Below are 23,019 nucleotides of genomic sequence, written 5' to 3' on the forward strand. Positions count from 1 at the left end.
CCTGGGCCCGTTCCGACCTCCCGGGCCCTGAGCCGGGCGCTCAGGGCGCCGCCGTCAGGGGCGGGCCCGCGCGGGCCCCCATCGTGGCGGTGAACGGTCCCACCGCGACCCGGGCCCTGACCTCGGCGACCTCACCCCCCAGACGGCACGCGCCGAGCTCCGCTCCCTGGGCCCGCGCCACCCTGAGCGCCGCGGCGCAGGCCTTCTGCGGCCCGTGGGCCCAGCCGGCCGCCGCCGCGAGCGCCGCCAGGTCGGCGGCCGCCGCCGCGCGGTGGCGGGCCACGACGGCCTGGCCCAGGAGCAGCACACCGCCGAACACCGCGCCCAGCACCGTCGCCACCAGCGCCGCCCAGACCGTGGCCGAGCCCCGGTCCCGGCCCCCGCACCGGCTCACGGCGGCGGCCCCACGCTGTCCTCCGCCAGGGCGACCGCCCGTGCGCCCAGGCGCACCGGCAGCCCGTTCGGCCCCGGCGCCGGCGCCGCCACCCGGACCTGCCAGAGGTCGCCGACCCGCTCCAGCTCCACCCGCGCCCCCGGCGGGGCGGCCGCCCGCGCCGCCGCCACGGCCACCTCCGTAGGCTCCGATCTCGACGCCGCCCGGGCACCGGCCCGGGCCGCGTCCACGCACCGGATCTGGGCCGCGGCTGCCATCAGCGCCCACACCAGCAGCGCCGCGAACAGCACCAGGGCCGGGATCACCAGGGCCGCCTCAGCCGTCACATATCCCCTGTCCCGCATTTCGCGAACGGCCCGTGACTTACCCTCAGAACGGCACATCGAGCGCCTTCCCGATGGTCGACTGAAGGGCCGTGGCCACGACTTCACTCGTCACCACCTTGTAGAGAACGGCCGCGAATGCGCACGCCGCGATCGTGCCCATGGCGTATTCCGACGTGGACATCCCCGCGTCGCTCCCGCGACGGCTCAGCGCCGTCCGTACGCGAAACCAGATGATCCTCATGGCAACCTCCTGTGGATTTCCTTTGTTGATGTTGTTGATGTTGTTGATGTCGTTGATGTCGTTGATCTCGTCGATGTAGGTACCAATAGGACTTCAGGTGTTCGAGAGGAGTCCCGAGGCCATACCGATCACCACCGGCGCGACCCCGATCGCGAGGAAAGCGGGGAGAAAACACAAGCCGACCGGTGCGGTGACCAGCACCGCCGCCCGCTGCGCCCTGGCGCCCGCCCGGCGCGCCCGGTCCTCCCGGAGCGCCGACGCGAGCCGCGAGACCGGTTCCGCCGCGGGCGCCCCCGTCCAGGCGGCCCGCTCCAGGCATTCCGCGAGCTCCCGGGCGCCCGATATCTGCGCCAACCTCCCCCACCCGGCGCCCGGTTCGCCGCCGAGCCGCAACTCCGCCCCGGCCCGCGCCAGCCGCTCGCCCACCGGGCCGCCCAGCGACTCCCCCACCACCTCCGCGGCCTCCACCGGGCCCGCCCCGGCCGCCAGGCAGGCCGCCAGCAGATCCGCGGCGAACGGCAGCTGACGCTCCGCCTCCCTCGGATCCACACCGACCGGGGGCCGCACCCGGGCCTGCCACCGGCGCACCCCGAGCGCGGCCAGGACCCCGGCGACCAGGCCCGTCACCCCGCCGATGAGCAGCCCGCCCGCCAGCAGCGCGCCGGCGGGCCCGGCCCACACCGCCAGTGCGCCCCGCACCCCGGCACCGAGCACCGGCCCCCGAGGAGACGCCGGCGCACCCAGCAACGCCCTGGTCCGACGCCGAACGGCCCGGCCCCGGATCCGCGCCGTCACCGCCGAGAGGATGCACAGCGCCGCCACCGCCAGGCACAGCGCGATCCCCAGCCTGTGGACGACGAAGCCGCTCATCACCGCTCCCCCGCCCGTACGATCCGCCGGCACCACAGCAGCCCCAGCGCCTCCAGGACCGCGCCCGCCAGCAGACAGCCCCACCCCATCGGGGTGTGCAGCAGCACCCGCAGTGGATCCGCGCCCAGCCCGGTCCCGATCAGCAGGCCCACCAGCGGCAGCAGGGCCAGGACCACCACCGTCGACCTCGCTCCCGCCAGCTGGGCCCTCAGCGACTCCTGCCGGTCCCGCTCGGCCCGCAGGGCCCCCTCCAGCCGGTCCAGTCCGGCGGCCAGTCCGGCGCCGCCGTCCACCGACACCCGCCAGCAGGCGGCCATGCCGGCCAGCCCCTCCGCGCCCGGCTCCCGCGCCGCCTGGCGCAGCGCCCCGGGCACGTCCCCGCCGAACGCGGCGGCTGCCAGCACCCCTGCCTCCGCCGCTCCGGGGCCGCCCGGGCCGGCGGCCGACCGCCGCATCGCCGCCGTCAGCGCCTGACCGGGCTGGGCTCCCGCCCTGAGCTCTCCCGCCGTCGCCCCGCACAGGGCCACCACCTCGGTGGCCCGCGCGGCCCGGGCCCGCTCCCGCGACCGCACCCGCAGCCACCGCCGCACCAGCGGCATCGCGGCCGCCCCCGCCACCAGCGGGAGCACGGAACCGCCCAGCGCCGCGACCACCAGCCCGGCCACGAGGCAGGCCCACTCCCGCCGCCGCGCCGCCCGCACCCGCACGGCGATGTACAGGCGCTCCCGCTTTCCCGGTCCGTGTGCGATCTGCGGGCCGCCGCCGGCGAGCACCAGGCGGGCCCGCCGGGAGACCCGGTCACCCCCGGCGAGCCCCCACGCGGCCGCGCCGGCGCACAGCACCCCGGCGAACACCGGCACCGGCAGCGCCGCCACGGCGCTCACCGGGCACCCCGCAGCAGCGGCCGCAGCCTCTCCCAGCCCCGCTCCCGTACGAAGCCCCGAGCGGCCCAGCGCAGCGCCGGTACGGTGACCACCAGGCCGGCGGCGTCCCGTTCCAGCACGTGCACCTCGGCCACCCGGCGCCGCCCTTCCCGGTCCCGGACCAGGTGGAGCACCAGCGTCAGCGCGGCCGCCAACTGGCTGTGCAGGGCCGCCCGGTCGAGCCCCGCGGCCGTTCCGAGGGCCTCCAGCCGGGCCGGGACGTGGGCTGCGGCGTTGGCGTGGACGGTGCCGCAGCCGCCCTCATGCCCGGTGTTGAGGGCGGCGAGGAGGTCGGCCACCTCGGCGCCCCGGACCTCGCCGACCACCAGCCGGTCGGGCCGCATCCGCAGTGCCTGGCGGACCAGATCGGCCAGGGTGACCAGGCCCGCGCCCTCCTGATTGGCCGGCCGGGTCTCCAGCCGCACCACATGCGGATGGTCGGGGCGCAGCTCGGCCGAATCCTCGGCCAGCACGATCCGCTCACCCGGTCCGACCAGCCCCAACAGGGCGCTCAGCAGGGTGGTCTTGCCCGTTCCCGTGCCACCGGAGACGAGGAACGACAGCCGGGCCTCCACCATGTCGCGGAGCAGCCGGTGTCCGCCGGGTGGCAGTGTCCCCGCCGCGACGAGCTCCTCCAGCGTGAAGGCCCGCGGCCGCACCACGCGCAGCGAGAGGCAGGCCGATCCGACCGAGACCGGCGGCAGTACGGCGTGCAGCCGGGTGCCGTCCGGCATCCGGGCGTCCACCCAGGGCCGGGCGTCGTCCAGCCGCCGCCCCGCCACGGCCGCCAACCGCTGGGCCAGCCTGCGCACGGCCTCGGCGTCGGCGAAGGTCACCCCGGTCAGCTCCAGCCCGCCGCCGCGGTCCACCCACACCCGGTCGGGCGCCGCCACCAGCACATCGGTGACCTCGGGATCGGCGAGCAGCGCCTCCAGCGGGCCGGCGCCGACCAACTCGGACCGTAACTCGGCGGCCACACCCAGCACTTCCGCGTCCCCCAGCAGCCTGCCCTGGGCCCGCAGGGCCGCCGCCACCCGCGCCGGGGTCGGTTCCGCCCCGCTCTCGGCCAGTCGTCGGCGCACCGCGTCCAGCAGCACCGCGCTCATGCCGGCACCCCTTGGGCGGGTCCGAGCGCCCGCTGCCAGAAGCCGTCGCAGAACCGGGCCAGCGCGCCCCGCCCCTGCGCTCCCGGCGGTTCCCCCTCGGCCACCCGCCCCGGGAGCCCCACCTCGACCGGCACCTCACCGGCGAGCGGCGCTCCCAACAGCCGGGCCACGGCCTCGGGATCCAGTCCGGCCGGGCAGCGGCCCCGTACGACGACACGCACGTCCCGGGCCACCATGCGCACCCCGGCCGCCACCCGGCCGGCCGCGGCCACCGCCCGAAGCTCGCCCGGCACCACCATGAGCACCAGATCGAGCTGCGCCAGCACTTCGGCCACCGCTTCGTCCACCCGCCGCGGGAGGTCGACCACCACGACCCCGCCTCGGCGGCGCGCGGCGGCCACCACCGACCGGATCGCGGCGGGCGGCACCACGACCCGGTCCCCCCGGTCCCAGCTCAGCACCCGCAGGGCGTGCATCTCGGGGAGGGACTCCTCCAGTGCCCCGGCCCCCACCCTTCCCCGCGAGCCCGCGAAGTCCGGCCAGCGCAGGCCCTCGGCGCTCTCGCCCCCGAGCAGTACGTCCATGCCCCCGCCTAGCGGATCGCCGTCGATGAGGATGGTGCGCTCTCCGGCGCGGGCGGCCCGGACGGCGAGTGCGCAAGCCAGGGTGGAGGCTCCCGCCCCGCCGCTGCCGCCGATCACCCCTACGGCGAGGGCGGGCCGTCCGGCTCCCTCGACGACATCGGCGATGCGGTCGACGAGCCGGCTCTCGGCGTCGGGGAGCCGCAACACCTCCTCCGCGCCGATCTCCACGGCGCGCTGCCATACGAGTGGGTCGTCCAGGTCCCGGCCGACGAGGAACACCCCGGCCCTGCGCGGCGCACCGCGCACCCGCCGCGCGGCGTCGTCCCCGACCAGTACGAGCGGCGCGGACTCCCACCCGACTCCCGCGACATCCCCGGAACTTGCGACGGCCGCACCCCCTGCCCCGCTCTGCTCGGGCAGGCCGTGGTGCACGTGCGGCTCGGCGCCCGCGGCCGCGCACAGCCTCAGCAGGTCGTCGAGCAGCAGCGGATCCTCGGTGATGATCAGGGGCCGCCCGCCACCGGGCGCGGATACGGCCGCCGCCCCGGCCCGGGCCCCCGGGCTGCTTCCGGCCGCCCCGGACCCCGGCGTTTCGCACGACTTCGATCGAGCCATGATCTCCGCCTCCCTCTCCCTGCAAATCCAGCGCCACGGACTTCGCGGCTGGAATCACCGTGCAGCGATCAGGAAAAAGAAGCGGATCTTGCTCGATAACTGTGGACAACCGACCGATTGTGAATAACCCGGTCACCCTCACCGGTGAGTTCCGGAGCGCGGCGGAACCACTACGCAGCGTCACGAGTTGGAGGGGGGTGAGGGCCTTCACCGCGTGGGCCCGCACAAGAGGAAGGGCCGGAGAGATGGTCACGTGGGACCGAAGGCAGGGACGCGAACCGCGTCCGGACATGCGACGACCCCCGCCGGGGGGGAGAGCGGGGGTCGTCCCCACGGTCCGACTCGGGGGGGGAGGAGCCAGACCGGGTTAGCACGGTCGCGAACGATCCGTGACTTCCATGGTGTACCCGATAGCCTTCTCAGGCAAACCCACGCGCCACACCTTACGCCGAATGGTGGGCGCATATGCTCGGGACGTGGAAAATCAGCCCTTGCCGCACTCCTCGCCTCGCACCGCAGCCTTCTTCGACCTTGACAAGACGGTCATTGCGAAGTCGAGCACCTTGACGTTCAGCAAGTCCTTCTACCAAGGCGGCCTGATCAACCGGCGAGCCGTCTTGCGCACCGCGTACACGCAGTTCATCTTCCTGGCCGGCGGCGCCGACCACGATCAGATGGAACGCATGCGGGAGTACCTGTCCGCCCTCTGCAAGGGGTGGAACGTGCAGCAGGTGCGGGAGATCGTCGCGGAAACCCTGCACGACCTCATCGACCCGATCATCTACGACGAGGCCGCGTCCCTGATCGAGGCCCACCACATGGCGGGCCGCGACGTGGTCATCGTGTCGACCTCCGGCGCGGAGGTGGTCGAGCCGATCGGGGAGATGCTCGGTGCGGACCGGGTCGTCGCCACCCGCATGGTCGTGGGCGAGGACGGTTGCTTCACCGGCGAGATCGAGTACTACGCCTACGGACCGACCAAGGCGGAGGCCGTGCGCGAGCTCGCGGAGTCCGAGGGCTACGACCTCGCCCGGTGCTACGCCTACAGCGATTCGGCCACCGACGTCCCGATGCTGGAGGCGGTCGGACACCCGCACGCCGTCAACCCCGACCGGGCACTGCGGCGGGAAGCGGTCGCGCGCGAGTGGCCGGTCCTGGTCTTCAGCCGGCCCGTACGGCTGAAGCAGCGCCTGCCCGGACTGTCGATGCCGACGCGTCCGGCGCTGGTCGCCGCGGCGGCCGTCGGTGCGGCCGCCGCCACGGCCGGGCTGGTCTGGTACGCCAGCCGGCGCCGGGCCAGCGCTTTGGCCGCCGCCGCCACCTCCGCCTGAATGTCCCGACCTGCGGAGATACGGGCTGTCCGGTTCGCCGGACTCGCCCCGATAGTAAAAAGTGGAGCCAGGGGTTTCGCATGGCTCCCAAGCGGAGTACAAATAAAGCAACGGCCCGCGAGACCAAAGAACATCCGAGAGGATCATCTTTAAAACGCAGTAAGGCCCACGGACCGAAGCATGAACGCCTGGCACCCACGCGACGTCGACCCGTCGATTACGGGCCAGCCGCACCAGGTAACGGGCAAAGTCCCCGACCTGATGGGCAACCATCGAGGACGCTTGGTAACCAGGCGTAAATGCCAGCGGCGACACCACAGCAATACGGTGTCGCCGCAACCCATGTCCGGGGCGAAAACGGTCGGAGAACCTCAGGCCGCGCCGCGCTGCAGGGCTTCGCAGACCGCCGTCGACTCGCGGACACCGAGCTCGATCGCCCGTCCGCAGTGGGCGATCCAGGCGCCCATCCCCTCCGGAGTACCGGAGACGTAGCCCTCGAACGCCGCCAGGTACGCCTCGCGTCCCTGTTCCGCGTGGCCGACCTCCGCCGGGCAGATCGCCTTCGGGTCCAGACCGCTGTTGATCAGGACGATGCGCTCGGCCGCGCGGGCGACCAGCCCGTTGTATGAGGCGAACGGGCGCAGGGCCAGCAGTTCGCCGTGGACCACCGCCGCCGTGATCAAGGCCGGGGCGGAACCTCCCGCGATGATCAGGCGAGACAGGCCGTCCAGGCGGCCCGCGACTTCCTCGGCGCTGGGCAGCGGGAGATCCACGAGGGGCTCCACCACCGACTCGCCGGCCAGGCGGGGTCGGCCCACGACGTCCCCCTGGGCCGTCGAGCCCGACGCCACCAGGTGCAGGCGCGCGAGCACCCGCAGCGGCGACTGGCGCCAGATGCTCAGCAGCTGCCCGGCCTCCGCCGTGAGCCGCAGGGCGGCGCCCACCGTCAGCGCTTCCGGCTCCGACCCGAAGTCGGTCCGTCGCCGCACCTCCTCCAGCGCCCAGTCCGCACCGGACAGCGCCGCACTTCCTCGCGCCCCGCGCAGGGCGGCCTCCGAGGTGATCTCGCCGCCGCGGCGGCGCATCACCCGGTGTCCGTAGACCCGGTCCACGGCCTTGCGTACGGAATCCACGGACTCGGCGACACCCGGCAGCCCGGCCAGGGCGACCAACGGGTCAGAAGCGCTACTCATAAGTAGGGAGCCTACGCACTGCACACCCCTGGCACCGACCCCTCCTTGGAGTGGTCTTCTTCACTCGCCTTGACAACACCCAGCTACTGACCCACTACCCTTGGTGAACATGAAGATCGCTTTCGTAGGAAAGGGCGGCAGCGGCAAGACCACGCTGTCCTCCCTCTTCATCCGCCACCTGGCCGCCAATGAGGCCCCCGTCGTCGCGGTGGACGCCGACATCAACCAGCACCTGGGCGCCGCGCTCGGCCTCGGCGAGGACGAGGCCTCCGCACTTCCCGCCCTGGGCGCGCACCTGCCGTTGATCAAGGAGTACCTGCGGGGCTCCAATCCGCGCATCGCGTCCGCCGACACGATGATCAAGACCACGCCGCCCGGCCGGGGATCGCGGCTGCTGCGGGTCACCGAGGACAACCCGGTGTACGAGGCGTGCGCGCGCACGGTGCTGCTCGACGGGGAGCCCGTACGGCTCATGGCCACCGGGCCGTTCACCGAGGCCGACCTGGGCGTGGCCTGCTACCACTCCAAGGTCGGCGCGGTCGAGCTCTGCCTGAACCACCTCGTCGACGGCCCGGACGAGTACGTGGTCGTCGACATGACGGCGGGCTCCGACTCCTTCGCCTCGGGCCTGTTCACCCGCTTCGACGTGACCTTCCTGGTCGCCGAACCGACCCGCAAGGGCGTTTCCGTCTACCGCCAGTACAAGGAGTACGCCCGGGACTTCGGGGTCGCGCTCAAGGTCATCGGCAACAAGGTGCAGGGCCCCGAGGACATCGAGTTCCTCCAGGACGAGGTGGGCGAGGACCTGCTGGTCACCGTCGGACACTCCGATTGGGTACGGGCGATGGAGAAGGGCCGCCCGGCTGCGTTCGAGCTGCTGGAGGCGACCAACCGGCTCGCACTCCAGGAGCTCCAGAACGCCGCCGACGACTCCTACGCGCACCGCGACTGGGTCCGTTACACCGAGCAGATGGTGCGCTTCCACCTCAAGAACGCGGAGAGCTGGGGCAACGCGAAGACCGGGGCCGACCTGGCGGGCCAGGTCGACCCCGATTTCATCCTGCGCGAGGACCGCGAGGACCGCGAGGACGCCGAGGGGGTGAAGGCGGAGACTCTCAGCCCTCGTCCGCGCCTTCAGCAGCCGGCTCCGCAGCCGGCTTGACCCCGGCGGGGGCCGTCGGCGGTGCGGGCGGCGGCCCCGCGGTCAGGAACTTCGTCCAGCCCTCCTTCGGCGCCTCGCCGACGTCGAGCGTGCGCATCCACTCCAGAGTCTTCGGGTCCTGGGCGTCCAGCCAGTCCGCCAGCTCGCGGAACGGCACGCAACGGACCTCCTTCTGGGTGCACATGGCCTTGATCGACTCCTCGACGGCGCGCATGTAGGTGCCGCCGTTCCAGGACTCGAAGTGGTTGCCGATGATCAGTGGTGCGCGGTTGCCCTGGTAGACGCGGTCGAAGGCCTGCCGCAGACCGTCGCGCATCTGGTCGCCCCAGTACTTGTGCTGCGCGGGGTCGCCCTGGGAGGTCGTCCCGGACTGGTTCGTCATGAAGTTGTAGTCCATGCTCAGCGTCTCGAAGGCGCGGCCCGGCACAGGCACCAGTTGCAGCGGGATGTCCCACAGACCGTCCGTCTTCTTGGGCCAGATCTGCTTGCTGATGCCGCTGGAGTCGTAGCGGAAGCCCATGTCCTTCGCCGCCAGCATGAAGTTCTTCTGGCCTTCGAGGCAGGGGGTGCGGGCCCCGACGAGCTCCTTGTCGTAGTCGAAGGGGAGCGCTTCCATGCTCTTCAGGCCGGCGTTGGTCTTCCAGTTCTTGACGAACGCCTTGGCCTGGTTGATCTCGCTCTTCCACTCGGCCACGGACCAGGTTCCGACGCCGCCGTCGGGGCCGCAGAAGTGGCCGTTGAAGTGGGTGCCGATCTCATTGCCCTCCAGCCAGGCGCCTCTGACCTGGGTGGCGGTGTCCTTGATGCCCTGGAGGTCGCCGAAGCCGATGTCGGAGCGGCCGGACTCGTGCTGCGGGGCGGTATAGAGGGAACGTTTCTCCTCCGGGAGCATGTACACGCCGCTGAGGAAGTACGTCATCCGGGCGTTGTACTTCTTGCCGACCTCGCGGAAGTGCGAGAAGAGTTTCTGGCTGTCCTCGCCCGCCCCGTCCCACGAGAACACCACGAACTGCGGCGGCTTTTCTCCGGCCTTGAGCTTCTGCGCCTTCTGTACGTTCGGCTGCGGGCCGGTGTACGCGGTCGAGCCGTCTCCGATGGGCCGGTTGACGCTGCCGGGGGCCTCCGGGGCGGCGGCGCCCTCCTTCGCCTTCGGAGCCCCGGGAGCCGGGGACTTGGCGGGCTCCGGGGCGCCGCACCCGGCGGCCCCCAGGATCAGCGCCGTGGCGGCCAGGCCGCCGGCGATCTTCTTCGTGGCGGCGATCATCCGCCCCACCTCTCCCTCGCAGTTCCAACGCAGGACTTCCGCGCCGCAACGTCCCACGGGGTCCGCCGCGAGAAAGGTGTGACAAGCCGGACAAAATGCTTATTCACTCGTGAGTGCTAATTTATAGGCCGTTTGCCCGCATTGTTCACCACGCGCCTTTACTCTCCATTACCATCCATTTACTGAGTGTTGAGACTCCCGCCGCTTCATCCCTCCCCCGAGGAGACGGGAACCGATGACAGACACCTCCCCCAGGCCCACGACCGGAACGCTCCGCAAGGACTTCCACGCAGATCTCTCCGCCTCGATCGCCGTCTTCCTGATCGCCCTGCCCTTCTCGCTCGGCATCGCCCTGGCCACCGGCGCCCCGCTCCAGGCCGGGCTGGTCGCCGCTGCCGTCGGCGGGATCGTCGCCGGACGGCTCGGCGGCGCCCCGCTCATGGTCAGCGGACCCGCTGCCGGACTCACCGTCGTCAGCGCCGAGTTGATCCAGCACTACGGGTGGCGCACCACCTGCGCCGTCACCGTGCTCGCCGGCCTCTGCCAGCTCGGCCTCGCCGCCCTGCGCACCGCCCGGTCGGCGCTCGTGGTCAGCCCCGCCATCGTGCACGGCATGCTCGCCGGCGTCGGCGTGACCATCGCTCTGGCGCAGCTGCACATCGTGCTAGGCGGCACCCCCCAGAGCTCCGCCCTGGCCAACGTCCGCGGCCTGCCCGACCAGTTGGCCGACCTGCACCCGGTCGCGCTCGGCGTCAGCGCGCTGACCCTGCTCGTCCTGTTCAGCTGGCCGAGGCTGCCCGGCCGGACCGGCCAGGCCCTGCGCAAGGTGCCGGCGGCGCTCGCCGCCGTGGCGACGGCCACCGCGGTCGCCGCCGTGGCCGGCCTCAGCCTGCCCCGGGTTGACCTGCCGTCATGGCGCAGCCACGCCCTGCCCGAGCTCCCCGAGGGCCCGGTCCTCGGCATCATCACCGCCGTCCTGACCGTCACCCTGGTCGGCAGCGTCGAGTCCCTGCTCTCCGCGGTGGCGACCGACAAGCTGATCGTCTCCGACCGCGGTACGGGCAACCGTCCGCCGCGCACCGACCTGAACCGGGAACTGAGGGGCCAGGGCGCGGCGAACATCGTCTCCGGCGCCCTGGGCGGCCTGCCCGTCGCGGGCGGGGCCATCCGCAGCGTGGCCAACGTCAAGTCCGGCGCCGTCAGCAGGCGCTCGGTCATGCTGCACGGCCTGTGGGTCCTTCTCGCGGCGGGACTGCTCGTCCCCGCCCTCGACCTGATCCCGCTGGCCTCGCTGGCCGCGCTGGTGATGGCGGTGGGGGTGCGGATGGTGAGCGCCACGCATCTGCGTACCGTCACCCGGCACGGCGAGGCCGTGGTCTACGGCACGACCATCGTGGGAGTGGTCCTCGGCGGCGTCCTGGAAGGCGTGGCCATCGGCATCGCGGTGGCGGTCGCACTCGCCCTGCACCGGCTCGCCCGGACCCGGATCACGGTGGAGCAGCTGGACGACGGCGTCTTCCGGGTCTGTGCGCGCGGCCAGTTGACCTTCCTGGCCGTGCCGCGGCTGAGCCGGGTGCTGAGCCAGATCCCCCCCGACGCGCGCGCCCTGATCGAGCTGGACGGCTCCTTCATGGACCACGCGGCCTACGAGACGCTGCAGGACTGGCAGGATTCCCACCGTGCCCACGGCGGATCCGTGGAGGTCACCGGCCGCCGGACCGACGGGGCGCACCGCTTCGGCGCACCGGCCCCGCGCAGCCAGCAGCGCGGCGGGCACCAGTGCTGCCGCCCCTGGACGCCGTGGAAGAACCACTGCGACCACCGCACCACGGACACCCACCCCCCTGCGGACACGGTCGCCCCGGCACCCAAGGGCGCCGGCCAATTGGCCAACGGGATCAGTGCCTTCCAGCGCGATACCGCACCCCACGTGCGCGAGGAGCTGGCGCGGCTGGCCCGCGAGGGGCAGCGCCCCTCGCAGCTCTTCCTCACCTGCGCGGACTCCCGTCTGGTGACCAGCATGATCACGGCCAGCGGCCCGGGCGACCTGTTCACGGTCCGCAACGTCGGCAATCTGGTCCCGTTGCCCGGAGCGGAGTCCACGGACGACTCGGTCGCGGCGGCCATCGAGTACGCCGTGGACGTGCTGAAGGTGGACAGCATCACCGTGTGCGGGCACTCGGGCTGCGGGGCCATGCAGGCGCTGCTCAACTCGGCGCCCGGAATCCCGATGACCCCGCTGCGCCGCTGGCTGCGGCACGGGCTGCCCAGCCTGGAGCGGATGGCCAGCCGCCACCATGCCTGGGCCAGGATCTCGGGCCGGCTCCCGGCGGACGCGGTGGAGCAGCTGTGCCTGACCAATGTGGTGCAGCAGCTGGAGCACCTGCGGGCCCACGAGTCGGTGGCGCGGCGGCTCGCCGAGGGCACCTTGGAGCTGCACGGGATGTACTTCCACGTGGGCGAGGCCCAGGCGTATCTGCTGTCCGAGGGCGAGGACTTCTTCGACTGCCGGGTCTTCGACACCGTCGGCCAGAGTGCCTGAGGCGCAGCGCCCCTGAACCGGTAGCCTCCCGTATCCGTGCAACCGTGTGGCCTCTTCCCGCCCCCCTTCAGCGGGAAGGGGCCTTCGCACGCCGTTCCCGGCCCGCCCCGGATCGTGATATAGGTCTAAACCAATTCCCGGCTACCTCTTGTCACCCGGGCCGCCGACTGATGAGCTATGCCCGGGGACACAACGGACACCCTGGGATTGGGAGATGTCGTGAGCAATGAAAGCCTGGCCAATCTGCTCAAGGAGGAGCGGCGGTTCGAACCGCCTGCCGATCTGGCCGCCGCCGCCAACGTGACACAGGCTGCGTACGCACAGGCCGACGCGGACCGGCTGGGCTTCTGGGCCGAGCAGGCCCGCCGGCTGACCTGGGTCACGGAGCCGACGCAGACCCTGGACTGGACGAACCCGCCCTTCGCGAAGTGGTTCGCGGACGGCGAGCTCAACGTCGCCTACAACTGCGTGGACCGCCACGTCGAGGCCGGCAACGGCGACCGCGTCGCCATCCACTTCGAGGGTGAGCCCGGCGACAGCCGCGCCATCACCTACGCCGAGCTCAAGGACGAGGTCTGCAAGGCCGCCAACGCCCTGACCGAGCTGGGCGTCCAGGCCGGCGACCGCGTGGCCGTCTACCTGCCGATGATCCCCGAGGCGGTCGTCGCGATGCTCGCGTGCGCCCGCGTCGGCGCCGCGCACTCCGTGGTCTTCGGCGGCTTCTCCGCCGACGCCGTCGCCTCCCGCATCCAGGATGCCGACGCCAAGCTGGTCATCACCGCCGACGGCGGCTACCGCCGCGGCAAGCCGACCGCCCTGAAGCCCGCCATCGACGAGGCCGTCGCCAAGTGCCCTCAGGTCGAGCACGTGCTCGTCGTACGCCGCACCGGCCAGGACACCGCCTTCAGCGAGGGCCGCGACCTGTGGTGGGACGAGGTCGTCGGCCGCCAGTCCGCCGAGCACACCCCGCAGGCCTTCGGCGCCGAGCACCCGCTCTTCATCCTCTACACCTCGGGGACCACGGGTAAGCCCAAGGGCATCCTGCACACCTCGGGCGGCTACCTCACGCAGACGGCGTACACGCACCACGCCGTCTTCGACCTGAAGCCGGAGACCGACGTCTACTGGTGCACCGCCGACATCGGCTGGGTCACCGGGCACTCCTACATCGTCTACGGGCCGCTCGCCAACGGCGCCACCCAGGTGATGTACGAGGGCACGCCGGACACCCCGCACCAGGGCCGGTTCTGGGAGATCGTGCAGAAGTACGGCGTCACCATCCTCTACACGGCGCCCACGGCCATCCGCACGTTCATGAAGTGGGGCGACGACATCCCCGCGAAGTTCGACCTGTCGAGCCTGCGCGTGCTGGGCTCGGTCGGCGAGCCGATCAACCCCGAGGCCTGGATCTGGTACCGCAAGCACATCGGCGGCGACCGCTGCCCGATCGTGGACACCTGGTGGCAGACCGAGACCGGCGCGATGATGATCTCCCCGCTGCCGGGCGTCACGGCCACCAAGCCGGGCTCCGCCCAGCGCGCGCTGCCCGGCATCTCCGCCACCGTCGTGGACGACGAGGCGAACGAGGTCCCGAACGGCGGAGGCGGCTACCTGGTCCTCACCGAGCCGTGGCCGTCGATGCTGCGCACCATCTGGGGCGACGACCAGCGGTTCATCGACACCTACTGGTCGCGCTTCGAGGGCAAGTACTTCGCGGGCGACGGGGCCAAGAAGGACGACGACGGCGACATCTGGCTGCTCGGCCGGGTGGACGACGTGATGCTGGTGTCCGGCCACAACATCTCGACCACCGAGGTCGAGTCGGCGCTCGTCTCGCACCCCTCGGTCGCCGAGGCGGCCGTGGTCGGCGCGGCCGACGAGACCACCGGCCAGGCCATCGTGGCCTTCGTCATCCTGCGCGGCAGCGCCTCCGAGACGGAGAGCCTGGTCGCGGACCTGCGCAACCACGTGGGCGCCACGCTCGGCCCGATCGCCAAGCCGAAGCGGATCCTGCCGGTCCAGGAGCTCCCGAAGACCCGTTCGGGCAAGATCATGCGCCGCCTGCTGCGCGACGTGGCGGAGAACCGGGCGGTCGGTGACGTCACCACGCTGGCCGATTCCTCGGTCATGGACCTCATCCAGAGCAAGCTTCCGGCCGTCGGCAGCGAGGACTGACAGGACCCGGGGCCGGGACCGCGGACCCGCCAGGAAGGGGCATTCGGCGCGCCGCGCCGGGTGCCCTTTTCGCGCATAAAGTGACGATCGCCGGATACGTCCTCGCGTGCGCCCTGTAAAATATTGAAAGCGTCAATAATGACCACAGGGTGCGCCGGGAAGTCTGGTCGGCAACGAGCTTCGCCATGCCGTCCAACCGACCCCGGAGGTCTCCCCTCGTGGCCGCACCCAGCCCCACCGACCGCCAGAGCGGCACGTTCCTCGGACGGCTCTCGCTTCCCGAGCGCCGCTTCGTCGCCGACGCCCTGCGCACCGAGACGGTCGGCGGCGTGCTGTTGCTCGTGGCCGCCGTCGCCGCCCTGTTGTGGGTGAACGTCCCCGCCGTCTCGGACAGCTACGCCAGCGTCCGGTCCTTCCACATCGGCCCCGCCGCCCTCGGCCTGGACCTCTCGCTCCAGCACTGGGCGGCCGACGGACTCCTCGCCGTCTTCTTCTTCGTCGCGGGCATCGAACTCAAGCGCGAGCTCGTCGCGGGCGATCTGCGCGACGCGAAAGCCGCCGCCCTCCCGGTGATCGCCGCCGTGTCGGGCATGGCCGTCCCCGCGCTGGTCTACGTACTGGTCAACACCTTCGGCAGCGGCTCGGTGGACGGCTGGGCAGTCCCGACCGCCACCGACATCGCCTTCGCGCTGGCCGTGCTCGCCGTCATCGGCACCTCCCTGCCGTCGGCCCTGCGCGCCTTCCTGCTGACCCTCGCGGTGGTCGACGACCTCTTCGCCATCCTGATCATCGCGGTGTTCTTCACCAGCGGGATCGACTTCGTGGCGCTCGGCGGCGCGGTCGTGGGCCTGGTCCTGTTCTGGTTCCTGCTCCGCCGGGGCGTCCGCGGCTGGTACGTCTACCTCCCGCTCGCCCTGGCCATCTGGGGCCTGATGTACAACAGCGGCGTCCACGCCACCATCGCCGGTGTCGCCATGGGCCTGATGCTGCGCTGCACCCGCAAGGACGGCGAGAGCCAGTCCCCCGGCGAGCACATCGAGCACCTGGTCCGGCCCGTCTCGGCCGGTCTCGCCGTGCCCCTCTTCGCGCTGTTCGCCGCCGGGGTCTCGCTCTCCGACGAGTCCCTCGGGCAGGTCTTCACCCGGCCCGAGACCCTCGGTGTGGTCCTCGGCCTCGTCGTCGGCAAGACGGTGGGCATCTTCGGCGGGACCTGGCTGGCCGCCCGCTTCACCAAGGCGGAACTGAACGAGGACCTCGCCTGGCCCGACGTACTGGCCGTGGCCTCCCTCGCGGGCATCGGCTTCACCGTCTCCCTGCTCATCGGCGAACTCGCCTTCACCGGCGACGCGGTCCTCACCGACGAGGTCAAGGCCGCCGTCCTGATGGGCTCGCTCATCGCGGCCGTGATCGCGAGCGTCATGCTCAAGCTCCGCAACCGCAGGTACCGGGCGCTCACCGATGCGGAGGAGCGCGACGACGACCTCGACGGGATCCCCGACATCTACGAGGAGCACAACCCCGAGTACCACCTGCGGATGGCGAAGATCTACGAGGACAGGGCCGCGGAACACCGCCGCAAGGCGGAGAACGCGGCGGCGACGGCCCTGGAAAACACGGCCGGGTCCACCGCCCGGGGCGACCGTCCGGCATGATCTGACACAGGACACAGGACATAGGACACAAGACGCAGCACGCAGGCCGCAGCACGCGGGCCACAGCACGCTGGCCGCAGCGCAGCCGCACGGCAGCAGACGACAAAGGGAGAGAGCGATGAGCGCAGTGGACGACGACGCGGCACGGGGAGCCGAGCGCACGCTCGGCCAACTGGTCGCCTCGGCCACCGCCGAGATGTCCGCCCTGGTGCACGACGAGATCGCCCTCGCCAAGGCGGAGCTGCGCCAGGACGTCAAGCGCGTGGGCGCCGGCAGCGCCTCCCTCGGGGCGGCCGCCGCGCTCGCGCTCTTCTCGCTCCCGGCGCTGACCATGGCCGCGGCCTACGGGATCCACAACCTCGGGCTGGGGCTCGCGTGGTCCTTCCTGATCGTCGGCGGCGCGTTCCTGCTCATCGCGGGGCTGCTCGTGCTGATCGCCGTACGGAAGTTCAAGAAGGTCAAGCCGCCGGAGAAGTCCATCGCCTCCGTCAAGCAGACCGCCGCGCTGGTCGGGACCGTCAAGCCGCACCCGCGGCCGGTGAGTGACCAGGCTGTGGGTGTGGCACGCTCGTCCTCATGACAGCGCCCACGCCGGATTCCAGCATTCCCCCCACAGCGGCCACGGCGGTACGGCTCGACCTCCCCGGCGGGCAGGCGGTCACGCACCGGGACGTCGCCGCCAACGGCGCCCGCTTCCACGTCGCCGAGCTCGGTGACGGGCCGCTGGTGCTGCTGCTCCACGGCTTCCCGCAGTTCTGGTGGACCTGGCGGCACCAGATGGTCGCGCTCGCCGACGCCGGATACCGGGCGGTCGCGATGGACCTGCGCGGGGTGGGCGGCAGCGATCGCACCCCGCGCGGCTACGACCCCGCCAATCTGGCGCTCGACATCACCGGGGTCGTACGGTCCCTCGGCGAGCCGGACGCCGCCCTGGTCGGGCACGACCTGGGCGGGTACCTCGCCTGGACGGCGGCGGTGATGCGGCCCAAGCTGGTGCGCCGGCTCGTCGTCTCCTCCATGCCGCACCCGCGCCGCTGGCGCTCGGCGATGCTGTCGGACTTCGGGCAGACGCGCGCCAGTTCGCACATCTGGGGCTTTCAGCGGCCCTTCGTCCCCGAGCGGCAGCTGGTCGCCGACGGCGGGGCGCTCGTAGGGGATCTGATCCGGGACTGGTCGGGGCCGCGGCTGCCCGAGGAGGAGGACCTCGCCGTGTACCGGCGGGCCATGTGCATTCCGTCCACCGCGCACTGCTCGATCGAGCCGTACCGCTGGATGATGCGGTCGATGGCGCGCCCCGACGGACTTCAGTTCAACCGGCGGATGAAGCGGCCGGTGCGGGTACCGACGCTGCATCTGCACGGCTCGCTCGACCCGGTGATGCGGACGCGCAGTGCGGCCGGCTCGGGCGAGTACGTCGAAGCCCCCTACCGGTGGCGGCTGTTCGACGGGCTCGGGCACTTCCCGCACGAGGAGGACCCCGTGGCCTTCTCCACGGAGCTGGTGAACTGGCTGAAGGATCCGGAGCCGGACCGCTGACCAGCTGCTGATACCACCTGCTGACCAGTCCCTGAAGGGCGGGCAGTTGGCTCATCGGATCGTCTTACGGGCATTCAATTGCCCGGCGCATAGGCCAATTGGCCGCCGCTGACGGGATTACCGACCTTGGGGCCCGGGCAGAGCTCGGAGTATGAGCTGGACGCACGACCACGGTGACACCGCGCACGAACGCCGCTCGGCAGCTACGCCGGGCACCCACGAGAGGGCCGGCCGGCACGGCCACGACCTCCGCCTCGGGATTCCGCGCATCCTGCGCCGCCGCGCCCGCTGGGTCTCGGCGCGCCTGCGCCACCAAAGGACGTAGGGACCCGGCGGTGGCCGCCGGCGGCGGCGGGTGGCTCAGAGCGCGCAGCCCTGGCTCTCGACCCGCCGATCGGCGGCCTTGCCGATCCGGATGTCATCGCGGATCTCGTCCACCGTCAGCGCGTAACCGGTGTTCGGGTCGTCGAGGGACTTCGCGAAGACGACCCCGTACACCTTGCCGTCGGGCGTCAGCAGCGGGCCGCCGGAGTTGCCCTGCCGGACCGTCGCGAAGAGCGAGTAGACGTCCCGTCGGACGGTGCCGCGGTGATAGATGTCCGGGCCGTTGGCGTTGATCCGTCCGCGGACGCGGGCCGAGCGGACGTCGTACGCGCCGTTCTCCGGGAAGCCGGCGACGATCGCGTCGCTGCCGCTCACCGCGTCCTTGTCGGTGAACTCCAGCGGCGGGGCCTTCAGCTTGGGCACGTCCAGGACCGCGATGTCGCGCTCCCAGTCGTAGAGCACGACCTTGCCGTCGTACAGCTTGCCCTCGCCGCCGATCTGCACGGTCGGCTCGCCGACCCCGCCCACGACGTGCGCGTTGGTCATGACCTTGCCGGGCGCGAAGACGAAGCCCGTGCCCTCCAGCACCTTGCTGCAGCTGGGCGCGGTGCCGACGACCTTCACGATCGAGCGCTTGGCCTGATCGGCGACGGGGCTGGTGGCGAGGTCCGGGTCCGGCGCCTGCACCTCGGTGATGGGCTCGTTCGAGAACGGGGTGAACACCTGCGGGAAGCCGTTGCGCGCCAGGGCGGAGCTGAAGTCCGAGAACCAGGTGTTCGCCTGGTCGGGCAGCACCCGGGACACGCCGAGGAGCACCTTGGAGTTGCGCACCTCCTTGCCCAGCGTGGGCAGCGAGGTCCCGGCGAGCGCCGAACCGATCAGCCAGGCCACCAGCAGCATCGCGACCACGTTGACCAGGGCGCCGCCGGTCGCGTCGAGGGCGCGCGCGGGTGACCAGGTGATCTGGCGGCGCACCCGGTTCCCCAGATGGGTGGTCAGGGCCTGGCCGATCGAGGCGCAGACGATGATCACGACGACGGCGACGACCACGAGCGTGGTGGACACCTGGGTGCCGTTGTCCGTCACCCGGTCCCAGATCAGCGGGAGCAGGGACACGGCGACGAGGCCACCGCCGAGGAATCCGATCACCGACAGGATGCCGACGACGAACCCCTGGCGGTAGCCGACGATCGCGAACCACACGGCGGCGAGCAACAACAGGATGTCCAGCACGTTCACGTGGGTCACCGTCTCATGCGCGCCAGTCGAGCGGGACCTGCCGCGACCGGTCCCAGGGGCGCTCCCAGCCCGCGAAGTGCAGGATCCGGTCGATCACTCCGGCGGTGAAACCCCAGACCAGAGCCGATTCGACGGTGAAACCCGGCCCCTGGTGGCCGCCTGGGTGAACGGCCATGACCCGGTGCTCCGGGTCCGTGAGATCGGCCACGGGAACCGTGAAAACGCGGGCCGTCTCGGCCGGGTCCACGGCGCCGACGGGGCTCGGGGTGCGCCACCAGCCGAGGACGGGGGTCACCACGAACTCGCTGACCGGGATGTAGAGCCGCGGCAGCACCCCGAAGAGCTGGACCCCGGAGGGGTCGAGCCCCGTCTCCTCCTCGGCCTCCCGCAGGGCGGCGCGCAGGGGGCCGGTGGTGTGCGGATCGCCGTCCTCCGGATCGAGGGCGCCGCCGGGGAAGGACGGCTGGCCGGCGTGCGAGCGCAGGGTGCCGGCGCGCTCCATGAGCAGCAGCTCGGGGCCACGGGCGCCCTCGCCGAACAGGACGAGCACGGCCGACTGCCGCCCGCGGCCGTCCTCGGGCGGCAGGAACCGGCTCAGCTGGCGCGGCTGGACCGTCTGCGCGAGCGCGACGACGGGGTCGAGCCACCGGGGCAGGCCGTCGGTGGTGACCCTCACGCCCCCGCCCTCGCGGGTGGCCGCCGCCGTCTCGTCCCGGGTACCGCTACCGCGCGTCATAGGCATCCCTGTCCGTGTGCTCCCACACCGCCAAACGCGGTACGGGTACCGATTCGTTCCTACGGCTGCGGCGCCGCCGCCGGGGCCGGGAGGCCCGGGTAGTCCGGGGGCGGGCGCAGCCGCTGGCCCGGTTGGCCGCCCTTCTCGTACTTGAGCAGCTTCCGCGCCTTCTCCGGGTCCGTCTCGCCCTCCCCGTACGCCGGGCAGAGCGGGGCGATCGGGCAGGCCCCGCAGGCCGGCTTGCGCGCATGGCAGATCCGCCGGCCGTGGAAGACGACCCGGTGCGAGAGCATCGTCCACTCGCTCTTGGGGAAGATCGCGCAGATCTCCGCCTCGACCTTCTCGGGATCCTCCTGCTCGGTCCACTTCCAGCGGCGCACCAGCCGTCCGAAATGGGTGTCCACCGTGATCCCGGGGACACCGAACGCATTGCCGAGGACCACGTTCGCCGTCTTGCGGCCCACCCCGGGCAGGGTCACCAGGTCCTCGATCCGGCCCGGCACCTCCCCGCCGAAGTTGTCCCGCAGGGCCTGCGAGAGACCGAGCAGGGCCCTGGACTTGGCCCGGAAGAACCCGGTCGGCCGGATCAGCTCCTCCAGATGCTCGGGATCGGCCGCGGCCATGTCCTCGGGGGTCGGGTAGGCGGCGAAGAGGGCCGGTGTCGTCTGGTTCACCCGCAGGTCGGTGGTCTGCGCGGACAGCACCGTCGCGACGAGCAGCTCGAAGGGATTGCGGAAGTCGAGCTCCGGATGGGCGTACGGATAGATCTCGGCCAGCTCACGGTTGATGCGGCGCGCCCTGCGCACCATGGCCAGACGCGATTCGGCGCGCTGGGCTGCGGGCGCCGCCTTCGGTTTCTTGGCCGAAACTTTGCTCTGGGGGGTGGCCGCGGCCTCCCCGGACGCCTTCAATGGGGCGTGTTCGCCCACGGCTGAATTCTGGGCGTCCGTCACTCCAGCGGACCCCTTGGCCTGTGCTCTCACCGGCTTATTGGACACCCAGCCAGCCTAAGGCCGACCGCTGACACCCGTCCGGACCTCAGGTAACACCACCCCGATTGGCTTCTCGCCGCACAGCACGCCCGTGCGTCCGGCATCCTTGTGATTGATCGCACTGTTTGAGCCGTCCGGCAAAATGGGGACACGGTCCCCTGAGCTGGTCGACATAGGAGAGAGACTCGTGGACGACGTTCTGCGGCGCGCCCCGCTCTTCGCGGCGCTCGATGACGAGCAGGCCGCGGAGCTCCGCGCCTCCATGGGCGAGGTGACCCTCGCACGCGGTGACGCCCTGTTCCACGAGGGCGACCCCGGCGACCGGCTGTATGTCGTGACCGAGGGCAAGGTGAAGCTGCACCGCACCTCCCCCGACGGTCGCGAGAACATGCTGGCCGTCCTCGGTCCCGGTGAGCTGATCGGCGAGCTCTCGCTCTTCGACCCGGGCCCCCGCACCGCCACCGCCACCGCGCTGACCGAGGTCAAGCTCCTCGGCCTCGGCCACGGTGACCTGCAGCCCTGGCTCAACGCCCGGCCCGAGGTCGCGACCGCGCTGCTGCGCGCCGTCGCCCGGCGCCTGCGCAAGACCAACGACCAGATGTCCGACCTGGTCTTCTCCGACGTTCCCGGCCGTGTGGCGCGGGCGCTCCTCGACCTGTCGCGCCGCTTCGGCGTGCAGTCGGAGGAGGGCATCCACGTGGTGCACGACCTCACGCAGGAGGAGCTCGCCCAGCTCGTCGGCGCCTCGCGCGAAACCGTGAACAAGGCCCTGGCGGACTTCGCGGGCCGCGGCTGGCTCCGCCTGGAGGCCCGCGCGGTGATCCTCCTGGACGTGGAGCGCCTCGCGAAGCGGTCCCGCTGACGCTCGTCACAGCCCTTCGAGGGGTCCCGCCCGGTGGGTGGGGCCCCTTTCGGCGTATCGGGGCGGATGCCATTGCGGGCAGCGCCTCGAACGCCGGAGCGACCCGCGCGCGACCCGGAGCGACCGAGAGCCGCACAGTGGACGCATGGAGCGCAGAGGTGTGGACGCGTACGGATACATCGAGCGGGAGGGGTCGCTCGGCCAGGTCCAGAGCGAGTTCAGGGGCGTCGTCGCGGCCGCGCGGGAGCGGATGGCGCAGGCGTACGGACGCCGGCTGCACAGCGCCTACCTGTACGGGTCCGTGCCCCGCGGGACGGCCCGGCCGGGGCGCTCCGACCTCGACCTGCTGCTCGCCCTGCAGCACGAGCCCGGCGGCGACGACCGTGACACGGCCGAGGTGCTGGCGCGCGGGCTCGACGAGGACTTCCCGGAGATCGACGGGGTCGGCATCCTCCTCCACGGCAAGGACACGCTGCTGAGCGAGGCCGAGCGGTACGACCTCGGCTGGTTCCTCGCATGCCTCTGCACCCCGCTGCTGGGCGCGGATCTGGCCGAGCACCTGCCGCGCTACCGCCCCGACGGGCTGCTCGCGCGGGAGACCAACGGGGACCTGGCCGCCCTGCTGCCCCGGTGGCGCGAGCGCGTGCGGCAGGCGTCGACCCCGCAGGAATACCGGAAGCTGGCCCGCGCCTTCGCACGGCACCTGGTGCGCACCGGGTTCACCCTGGTCATGCCCAGGTGGGGCGGCTGGACCAGCGACCTCGCCGAGTCCGCGGAGATCTTCGGCAGGTACTACCCCGACCGCGCGGCCCAGATGCGGGCCGCGGCCTCCGTGGCGCTGGACCCGGTCCCGGACCCCGCCGTGCTGCGCACGTACGTCGAGGACCTCGGCCCCTGGCTGGCGGAGGAGTACGCGGCCCGGCACGGCGTGAAGACGCCCCGCTAGGCCGCT

22 protein-coding genes are annotated in these 23,019 nt (G+C 72.1%); 10 read left to right on the plus strand and 12 right to left on the minus strand.

Annotation, left to right across the window (positions count from 1 at the left end):
• Nucleotides 1-40 precede the first annotated feature (40 nt).
• The 7 genes from AC07DU_RS21520 to ssd form a co-directional block, all read right to left on the minus strand.
• Entirely contained in the window at nt 41-394 is a 354-nt protein-coding gene (locus AC07DU_RS21520) for an Rv3654c family TadE-like protein (protein WP_479036081.1), read from the minus strand.
• A complete protein-coding gene (locus tag AC07DU_RS21525; RefSeq protein ID WP_360895062.1) occupies nt 391-777 on the minus strand; it encodes a TadE family type IV pilus minor pilin in 387 nt (128 codons plus the stop codon). The genes AC07DU_RS21520 and AC07DU_RS21525 overlap by 4 nt, the downstream gene beginning before the upstream one ends.
• On the minus strand, nt 764-961 hold the full coding sequence (locus AC07DU_RS21530) for a DUF4244 domain-containing protein (RefSeq protein ID WP_360895164.1): 198 nt from the start codon (nt 959-961) through the stop codon (nt 764-766). The genes AC07DU_RS21525 and AC07DU_RS21530 overlap by 14 nt, the downstream gene beginning before the upstream one ends.
• Before the next feature lie 93 nt (nt 962-1,054).
• Nucleotides 1,055-1,831: a type II secretion system F family protein gene (locus tag AC07DU_RS21535; protein ID WP_479112942.1), complete on the minus strand. Its 777-nt coding sequence runs from the start codon at nt 1,829-1,831 to the stop codon at nt 1,055-1,057.
• Nucleotides 1,831-2,715, minus strand: a complete 885-nt coding sequence (locus AC07DU_RS21540) for a type II secretion system F family protein (RefSeq protein WP_479112944.1) — start codon at nt 2,713-2,715, stop codon at nt 1,831-1,833. The genes AC07DU_RS21535 and AC07DU_RS21540 overlap by 1 nt, the downstream gene beginning before the upstream one ends.
• On the minus strand, nt 2,712-3,860 hold the full coding sequence (locus AC07DU_RS21545) for a TadA family conjugal transfer-associated ATPase (RefSeq protein ID WP_453371361.1): 1,149 nt from the start codon (nt 3,858-3,860) through the stop codon (nt 2,712-2,714). The genes AC07DU_RS21540 and AC07DU_RS21545 overlap by 4 nt, the downstream gene beginning before the upstream one ends.
• Complete coding sequence (gene ssd / locus AC07DU_RS21550; protein WP_360895070.1) at nt 3,857-5,059, minus strand: septum site-determining protein Ssd; 1,203 nt, start codon at nt 5,057-5,059, stop codon at nt 3,857-3,859. Before ssd ends, AC07DU_RS21545 begins: the two co-directional genes overlap by 4 nt.
• Before the next feature lie 452 nt (nt 5,060-5,511).
• Between ssd and AC07DU_RS21555 the strand changes: the two genes are divergently transcribed.
• On the plus strand, nt 5,512-6,390 hold the full coding sequence (locus AC07DU_RS21555) for an HAD family hydrolase (protein ID WP_479036093.1): 879 nt from the start codon (nt 5,512-5,514) through the stop codon (nt 6,388-6,390).
• Between the two features lie 371 nt (nt 6,391-6,761).
• Here AC07DU_RS21555 and AC07DU_RS21560 read toward each other — a convergent pair whose 3' ends face one another.
• A complete protein-coding gene (locus AC07DU_RS21560) occupies nt 6,762-7,583 on the minus strand; it encodes a Fic family protein (protein WP_479112946.1) in 822 nt (273 codons plus the stop codon).
• A 109-nt stretch (nt 7,584-7,692) separates the two neighbouring features.
• Between AC07DU_RS21560 and AC07DU_RS21565 the strand changes: the two genes are divergently transcribed.
• On the plus strand, nt 7,693-8,745 hold the full coding sequence (locus AC07DU_RS21565; RefSeq protein ID WP_479112948.1) for an ATP-binding protein: 1,053 nt from the start codon (nt 7,693-7,695) through the stop codon (nt 8,743-8,745).
• On the opposite strand, the gene AC07DU_RS21570 is transcribed toward AC07DU_RS21565, so the two are convergent.
• Entirely contained in the window at nt 8,699-10,009 is a 1,311-nt protein-coding gene (locus AC07DU_RS21570; protein WP_479036101.1) for a polysaccharide deacetylase family protein, read from the minus strand. The two genes, AC07DU_RS21565 and AC07DU_RS21570, sit on opposite strands and share 47 nt — an antisense overlap.
• 235 nt (nt 10,010-10,244) lie before the next feature.
• Between AC07DU_RS21570 and AC07DU_RS21575 the strand changes: the two genes are divergently transcribed.
• The 6 genes from AC07DU_RS21575 (at nt 10,245) to AC07DU_RS21600 (ending at nt 18,239) form a co-directional block, all read left to right on the plus strand.
• Nucleotides 10,245-12,551 carry a SulP family inorganic anion transporter gene (locus tag AC07DU_RS21575; RefSeq protein ID WP_479036104.1) on the plus strand — a complete coding sequence of 769 codons (2,307 nt, stop codon included), beginning with the start codon at nt 10,245-10,247 and terminating at the stop codon, nt 12,549-12,551.
• A 177-nt stretch (nt 12,552-12,728) separates the two neighbouring features.
• Nucleotides 12,729-14,726, plus strand: coding sequence for an acetate--CoA ligase (gene acs, locus AC07DU_RS21580; RefSeq protein ID WP_479112950.1), 1,998 nt, complete (start codon nt 12,729-12,731; stop codon nt 14,724-14,726).
• A gap of 218 nt (nt 14,727-14,944) precedes the next feature.
• On the plus strand, nt 14,945-16,378 hold the full coding sequence (gene nhaA / locus AC07DU_RS21585; protein ID WP_479112952.1) for a Na+/H+ antiporter NhaA: 1,434 nt from the start codon (nt 14,945-14,947) through the stop codon (nt 16,376-16,378).
• A gap of 118 nt (nt 16,379-16,496) precedes the next feature.
• On the plus strand, nt 16,497-16,958 hold the full coding sequence (locus tag AC07DU_RS21590; protein WP_360895094.1) for a phage holin family protein: 462 nt from the start codon (nt 16,497-16,499) through the stop codon (nt 16,956-16,958).
• A complete protein-coding gene (locus AC07DU_RS21595; protein WP_360895097.1) occupies nt 16,955-17,914 on the plus strand; it encodes an alpha/beta fold hydrolase in 960 nt (319 codons plus the stop codon). The genes AC07DU_RS21590 and AC07DU_RS21595 overlap by 4 nt, the downstream gene beginning before the upstream one ends.
• A gap of 151 nt (nt 17,915-18,065) precedes the next feature.
• Nucleotides 18,066-18,239: a hypothetical protein gene (locus tag AC07DU_RS21600; RefSeq protein WP_360895100.1), complete on the plus strand. Its 174-nt coding sequence runs from the start codon at nt 18,066-18,068 to the stop codon at nt 18,237-18,239.
• Nucleotides 18,240-18,274: 35 nt separating this feature from the next.
• Here the strand turns inward: AC07DU_RS21600 and AC07DU_RS21605 are convergent, their stop codons facing one another.
• Genes AC07DU_RS21605 through nth form a run of 3 tightly spaced genes read right to left on the minus strand, consistent with a single transcriptional unit; the run spans nt 18,275 to nt 21,142 of the window.
• On the minus strand, nt 18,275-19,477 hold the full coding sequence (locus tag AC07DU_RS21605) for a MarP family serine protease (protein WP_360895103.1): 1,203 nt from the start codon (nt 19,475-19,477) through the stop codon (nt 18,275-18,277).
• A 13-nt stretch (nt 19,478-19,490) separates the two neighbouring features.
• Entirely contained in the window at nt 19,491-20,213 is a 723-nt protein-coding gene (locus tag AC07DU_RS21610) for an NUDIX hydrolase (RefSeq protein ID WP_479112954.1), read from the minus strand.
• A gap of 59 nt (nt 20,214-20,272) precedes the next feature.
• Nucleotides 20,273-21,142, minus strand: coding sequence for an endonuclease III (gene nth, locus AC07DU_RS21615; protein ID WP_479112956.1), 870 nt, complete (start codon nt 21,140-21,142; stop codon nt 20,273-20,275).
• Nucleotides 21,143-21,392: 250 nt separating this feature from the next.
• Here nth and AC07DU_RS21620 point away from each other — a divergent pair, with 250 nt between their 5' ends.
• Together AC07DU_RS21620 and AC07DU_RS21625 are read left to right on the plus strand one after the other, a co-directional pair.
• Nucleotides 21,393-22,067 carry a Crp/Fnr family transcriptional regulator gene (locus AC07DU_RS21620; protein WP_003981529.1) on the plus strand — a complete coding sequence of 225 codons (675 nt, stop codon included), beginning with the start codon at nt 21,393-21,395 and terminating at the stop codon, nt 22,065-22,067.
• Nucleotides 22,068-22,212: 145 nt separating this feature from the next.
• Complete coding sequence (locus tag AC07DU_RS21625; RefSeq protein ID WP_479112958.1) at nt 22,213-23,013, plus strand: nucleotidyltransferase domain-containing protein; 801 nt, start codon at nt 22,213-22,215, stop codon at nt 23,011-23,013.
• Nucleotides 23,014-23,019: the final 6 nt, after the last annotated feature.

It is taken from the genome of Streptomyces sp. NPDC045695 (assembly GCF_056432025.1).

Coding starts and splice junctions, on each gene's coding strand:
- AC07DU_RS21525 (WP_360895062.1), bottom strand. CDS start 777: ATGTGCCGTTCTGAGGGTAAGTCACGGGCCGTTCGCGAAATGCGGGAC.
- AC07DU_RS21530 (WP_360895164.1), bottom strand. CDS start 961: ATGAGGATCATCTGGTTTCGCGTACGGACGGCGCTGAGCCGTCGCGGG.
- AC07DU_RS21535 (WP_479112942.1), bottom strand. CDS start 1,831: ATGAGCGGCTTCGTCGTCCACAGGCTGGGGATCGCGCTGTGCCTGGCG.
- AC07DU_RS21545 (WP_453371361.1), bottom strand. CDS start 3,860: ATGAGCGCGGTGCTGCTGGACGCGGTGCGCCGACGACTGGCCGAGAGC.
- ssd (WP_360895070.1), bottom strand. CDS start 5,059: ATGGCTCGATCGAAGTCGTGCGAAACGCCGGGGTCCGGGGCGGCCGGA.
- AC07DU_RS21555 (WP_479036093.1), top strand. CDS start 5,512: ATGGTGGGCGCATATGCTCGGGACGTGGAAAATCAGCCCTTGCCGCAC.
- AC07DU_RS21560 (WP_479112946.1), bottom strand. CDS start 7,583: ATGAGTAGCGCTTCTGACCCGTTGGTCGCCCTGGCCGGGCTGCCGGGT.
- AC07DU_RS21565 (WP_479112948.1), top strand. CDS start 7,693: ATGAAGATCGCTTTCGTAGGAAAGGGCGGCAGCGGCAAGACCACGCTG.
- AC07DU_RS21570 (WP_479036101.1), bottom strand. CDS start 10,009: ATGATCGCCGCCACGAAGAAGATCGCCGGCGGCCTGGCCGCCACGGCG.
- AC07DU_RS21575 (WP_479036104.1), top strand. CDS start 10,245: ATGACAGACACCTCCCCCAGGCCCACGACCGGAACGCTCCGCAAGGAC.
- acs (WP_479112950.1), top strand. CDS start 12,729: ATGCCCGGGGACACAACGGACACCCTGGGATTGGGAGATGTCGTGAGC.
- AC07DU_RS21590 (WP_360895094.1), top strand. CDS start 16,497: ATGAGCGCAGTGGACGACGACGCGGCACGGGGAGCCGAGCGCACGCTC.
- AC07DU_RS21595 (WP_360895097.1), top strand. CDS start 16,955: ATGACAGCGCCCACGCCGGATTCCAGCATTCCCCCCACAGCGGCCACG.
- AC07DU_RS21600 (WP_360895100.1), top strand. CDS start 18,066: ATGAGCTGGACGCACGACCACGGTGACACCGCGCACGAACGCCGCTCG.
- AC07DU_RS21610 (WP_479112954.1), bottom strand. CDS start 20,213: ATGACGCGCGGTAGCGGTACCCGGGACGAGACGGCGGCGGCCACCCGC.
- AC07DU_RS21625 (WP_479112958.1), top strand. CDS start 22,213: ATGGAGCGCAGAGGTGTGGACGCGTACGGATACATCGAGCGGGAGGGG.